Source organism: Actinosynnema sp. NPDC023658, assembly GCF_040639995.1.
GTDB lineage: Bacteria > Actinomycetota > Actinomycetes > Mycobacteriales > Pseudonocardiaceae > Actinosynnema.
Window position 1 is genome coordinate 1 of sequence record NZ_JBFAAX010000428.1, and the last position, 4,930, is coordinate 4,930.

3 protein-coding genes are annotated in these 4,930 nt (G+C 72.0%); 1 reads left to right on the forward strand and 2 read right to left on the reverse strand.

Going from position 1 to position 4,930, the window contains the following annotated elements:
• Positions 1 to 1,039 (reverse strand): acetate/propionate family kinase (locus tag AB0G02_RS28095; RefSeq protein ID WP_360799482.1); only part of this gene is annotated, 1,039 nt, incomplete at its 3' end.
• Position 1,040: 1 nt separating this feature from the next.
• The gene (locus AB0G02_RS28100; protein ID WP_360799485.1) at positions 1,041 to 3,374 is read right to left on the reverse strand and encodes a phosphoketolase family protein; all 2,334 of its coding nucleotides are present in this window, start codon (positions 3,372 to 3,374) and stop codon (positions 1,041 to 1,043) included.
• 336 nt (positions 3,375 to 3,710) lie between these two features.
• On the opposite strand from AB0G02_RS28100, the gene AB0G02_RS28105 reads away from it, so the two are divergent.
• On the forward strand, positions 3,711 to 4,930 hold a 1,220-nt coding region (locus tag AB0G02_RS28105), incomplete at its 3' end, for an HAD-IC family P-type ATPase (protein ID WP_360799488.1).

Genomic DNA, 4,930 nt, shown 5'->3' on the forward strand with positions numbered 1-4,930 from the left:
CTATCTCCAGGTCTTCCCGGGCGGTGACGACGAAAGTGCGGACACCCGCATCGCGCCCGGTGATGTCGGTGTCGCCGTCGACGTGCTCGTTGCGTTCCTCGTCGAGGGTGACGCCGAGGAACGCCAGGCGTTCGGCGGCACGGCGGCGCACCGTCGCGGACCTCTCACCGACACCGCCGGTGAACGCCAGGGCGTCGACACCGCCGAGCGCGGCGGCCATCGACGCGATCCCGCCGACCAGCCGGTGCGTGTAGACGTCGAGCGCCAGCACGGCGTCCGGCTCGTCCCGGGCCGCTGCGGCGTCGATCTCGCGCATGTCGCCGGTGCCGGCCAGGGCGGTGAGGCCGGACTCCTCCTCCAACGTGGTGGCGACCTCGTGCGGCGACAGGCCCTCGTGCTCCTCCAGCCAGAGCAGCAGGCCGGGGTCGACCGTGCCGGACCTGGTGGCCATGACCAGGCCTTCCAACGGGGTGAAGCCCATGGTGGTGTCGACGCTGCGGCCGTCGGCGACCGCGGCCAGCGACGCGCCCGCGCCCAGGTGGCAGGTGACCAGCCGCAGGCCGGGCGACGCCAGTTCGGCCACCCGCCGCGCGCAGTAGGCGTGGGACAGGCCGTGGAAGCCGTAGCGGCGGATCTCGTACCGGTCCCGCCACCTCGCGGGCACGGCGTAGGTCGCCGCCGCCGCCGGGATGGTGGTGTGGAACGCGGTGTCGAAGCACGCGACCGCCGGCACGTCCGGGAGCAGCCGGTGCACCGCGTCCAGGCCGGCCAACGACTTCGGCTGGTGCAGCGGCGCGAGCGAGGTCAGGTCCACCAGCGCCTGCCGGACCAGGTCGTCGAGCACCACCGGGTCGGTGAACCGGGTGCCGCCGTGCACCACCCGGTGACCCACGGCGTCCGGCGTGGGCCAGTCCGCCAGCACCTCGCCCAGCCGGGCCGGGTCCGGTTCGACGTCGGCGGTGCGCTCCACCGCGTCGTCGGGGCCCAGCAACCGCAGCTTCAAGCTCGACGAGCCGGCGTTGACCACCAGCACCCGCACGTCAGCCCCACGTCCACCCGGCGATGGCCGGGTCGTCCTCGCCGTGCTCGCGGGTGTGCTGGACCGCGGCCAGCCGGGCGTCCGCCATGCGCTGCCGCAACGACGCCGCCGCGCCGCCCAGCGCCGGCACCCGGTCGATGACGTCCATGACGAGGTGGAACCGGTCCAGGTCGTTCAGCATCACCATGTCGAACGGCGTGGTCGTGGTGCCCTCCTCCTTGTAGCCGCGCACGTGCATGTTGACGTGGTTCGCACGGCGGTAGGTGAGGCGGTGGATGAGCCACGGGTAGCCGTGGAACGCGAAGATCACCGGCTTGTCCGTGGTGAACAGGGCGTCGAAGTCGCGGTCGGACAGGCCGTGCGGGTGCTCGGTGTCCGGTTGCAGGCGCATGAGGTCGACCACGTTGACCACGCGCACCTTCAGCTCCGGCAGGTGCTCGCGCAGCAGCTTCGCCGCGGCGAGGGTCTCCAACGTCGGGATGTCGCCCGCGCACGCCAGCACCACGTCCGGCTCGCCCTCGGTGGTGCCCGCCCAGTCCCAGATGCCCAGGCCGCGCGCGCAGTGGGCGATCGCCTCGGACATGCCCAGGTAGTTCAGCGCGGGCTGCTTGCCCGCCACCACCACGTTCACGTAGTGCTTGCTGCGCAGGCAGTGGTCCATCACCGACAGCAGCGTGTTGGTGTCCGGCGGCAGGTACACCCGGACGATCTCCGCCTTCTTGTTCACCACGTGGTCCAGGAACCCGGGGTCCTGGTGGCTGAACCCGTTGTGGTCCTGCCGCCACACGTGCGACGACAGCAGGTAGTTCAACGAGGCCAACGGCGCGCGCCACGCGATGCCCCGGGTCGTCTTGAGCCACTTGGCGTGCTGGTTCAGCATCGAGTCGACGATGTGGATGAACGCCTCGTAGCTGGTGAACAGGCCGTGCCTGCCGGTGAGCAGGTAGCCCTCCAGCCAGCCCTGGCACATGTGCTCCGACAGCACCTCCAGCACCCGGCCGTCCGGCGCGAGGTGCTCGTCACCGGGCACGACCTCCGCCCGCCACTTGCGGCCCGTCTCCTCGAACAGCGCCGACAGCCGGTTCGACGCCACCTCGTCCGGGCCCATGACCAGGAAGTTGTCCTGGTTGCGGCGCACCACGTCCCGCAGGAACTCCCCCAGCACCTTGGTGGCCTCGCTGCTCTCGGCCGCGGGCCGGTCCACCGTGACGGCGTACTCGCGGAAGTCGGGCATCCGCAGGTCGCGCCGCAGCTGACCGCCGTTGCTGTGCGGGTTGGCGCTCATCCGCCGGTCACCGGTCGGCGCGAGCGCGCGCAGCTCCGGCACCAGCCTGCCGTCGGCGTCGAACAGCTCCTCGGGCCGGTAGCCGCGCAGCCACTCCTCGAGCTGCGCGCGGTGCCCGGCGTCGGTTCGGGTCGCGGCGAGCGGCACCTGGTGCGCGCGGAACGTGCCCTCGACCGGGTGGCCGTCGACCTCGCGCGGTCCGGTCCAGCCCTTCGGGGTGCGCAGCACGATCATCGGCCACGGCGGGCGACCGGTCGAGGTCTTCATCTCCGCGATGTCGTCCAGCACCCTGTCCAGAGTGGACGCGAGCTGCTCGTGCACCTCTTTCGGATCGTCGCCCGCGACGAAGTGCGGCGTGTGGCCGTAGCCGCGCATCAGCGACGCCAGCTCGTCGTCCGGGATGCGCGCCAGCACGGTCGGGTTGGCGATCTTGTAGCCGTTGAGGTGCAGCACGGGCAGCACCACGCCGTCGCGGGACGGGTCGAGGAACTTGTTCGAGTGCCAGCTCGCCGCCAGCGGCCCGGTCTCCGCCTCACCGTCCCCGACCACGCACAACGCCAGCAGGTCCGGGTTGTCGAACACCGCGCCGTACGCGTGCAGCAGGGCGTACCCCAGCTCGCCGCCCTCGTGGATCGAGCCGGGCGTCTCCGGCGCGACGTGGCTCGGGATGCCGCCGGGGAACGAGAACTGGCGGAACAGGGCGCGCAGGCCGTCCACGTCCTCCGTGATGCCGGAGTACACCTCGCTGTAGGTGCCCTCCAGGTAGGCGTTCGCGACCAGGCCGGGACCGCCGTGGCCGGGACCGGTGACGTAGAGGGCGTTCAGGTCGCGCTGCCGGATCGCGCGGTTCATGTGCGCGTAGAGCAGGTTGAGGCCCGGCGTGGTGCCCCAGTGGCCCAGCAGGCGGGGCTTGACGTGCTCGGGGCGCAGCGGTTCGCGCAGCAGCGGGTTGTCGAGCAGGTAGATCTGCCCGACGGAGAGGTAGTTCGCCGCACGCCAGTAGGCGTCCAGCAGGTCGAGGTCGTCCGCGGGGCGCTCGGTCGACGGCATGCGACCGACGCTAGCTCCGATCCCCGGGGGCCGAAACTCGAGCCACTGCGCGCGAAGTGCCCACGATCGAGTGGGTGTAACCGCGCAACCCATGACCTTGCGTGCCGTTCGGTGATCGTTGTTTCGCCTCGTCGAGTGATGACCTGCGAACGTCAGTTCGAGACCATTGAGTCATGGAACTCCTTGACGCCACCACGACTCCCGCCCTCGACCCGGCCCGGCACTTCCGCGATCGCCGTGATCCGAACCGCCGCCCGCCGCCGACACCCGCTCGTGGCGGGCGCGAACGGTCGGGCCGGGCGACGATGGGGCCGGGTCCGGCGGGTGGAGGTGTGGATGTCCGAGCTCACCGGCGTCCGGTCGGCGGGGCTGACCGCGGCGGAGGTCGCGGACCGGGTCGCGGCCGGGCGGACGAACGATGTCGGCTCCCACACCAGCCGCAGCGTCGGGCAGATCGTCCGGGCGAACGTCTTCACGCCGTTCAACGGCCTGCTGACGGCGTTGTTCGTGGTCATCCTCTCCACCGGGCGCTGGCAGAACGGGCTGTTCGGCCTGGTGGTCGTGGCCAACACGGCGATCGGCGTGGTCCAGGAGCTGAGGGCCAAGCGCACCCTCGACCGGCTGGCGGTGCTCAACGCGCCCCGGGCCAGGGTGACGCGCGACGGCGTGACGTCGGAGATCGAGGTCGGGGAGGTGGTGGCGGACGACCTGATCGGCTTGCGCACGGGCGACCAGGTGGTGGCGGACGGGGTGGTCACCGCGGCCGAGGGGCTGGAGGTGGACGAGTCGCTGCTGACCGGCGAGACCGACCCGGTGCACAAGGCGGTGGGTGCCGAGGTGCGCTCGGGGTCCATCGTGGTGGCGGGGTCCGGCCGGTTCCAGGCCACGGCGGTCGGTGCGGACGCCTACGCGACCCGGCTCGCCGCGGAGGCCCGCCGGTTCACCGTGGTGCGCTCGGAGCTGGTGGCGGGCACGAACAAGCTGCTGCGGTGGATCTCGTTGATGATGCTGGTCGTCGGCCCGCTGCTGCTGTGGAGCCAGTTGCGCAGCCCGGACACGGACGACTGGCAGGAGGCGATGACGGGCGCGGTGGCGGCGCTGGTCGGCATGGTCCCCGAGGGTCTGGTGCTGCTCACCAGCCTGGCGTTCATGGTGGCCGCGGTGACGTTGGCGCGGAGGCAGACCCTGGTGCAGGAGCTGCCCGCGGTGGAGGTGCTGGCCCGGGTCGACGTCGTGTGCCTGGACAAGACGGGCACCCTCACGCACGGCGACATCGTGTTCGACCGGCTGGTGGTGGACGGTCCGGAGGCCGAGGTCCGGGAAGCGCTGGCGCTGTCCGCCACGGCGCCGGACGCGAACGCCACCGCGTCGGCGTTGGCGGAGGAGTTCGGTGCGAGCACGTGGCAGCGCACCGGCGGCGTGCCGTTCTCGTCGGCCCGCAAGTGGTCCTCCGTGGACACCGACGGTCACGGCACGTGGGTGCTCGGCGCTCCGGAGATGGTGTTCCCCGGTGGCGGACCGCTGCCGGAGCGTGCCGCCGGGATCGCCGCGCAGGG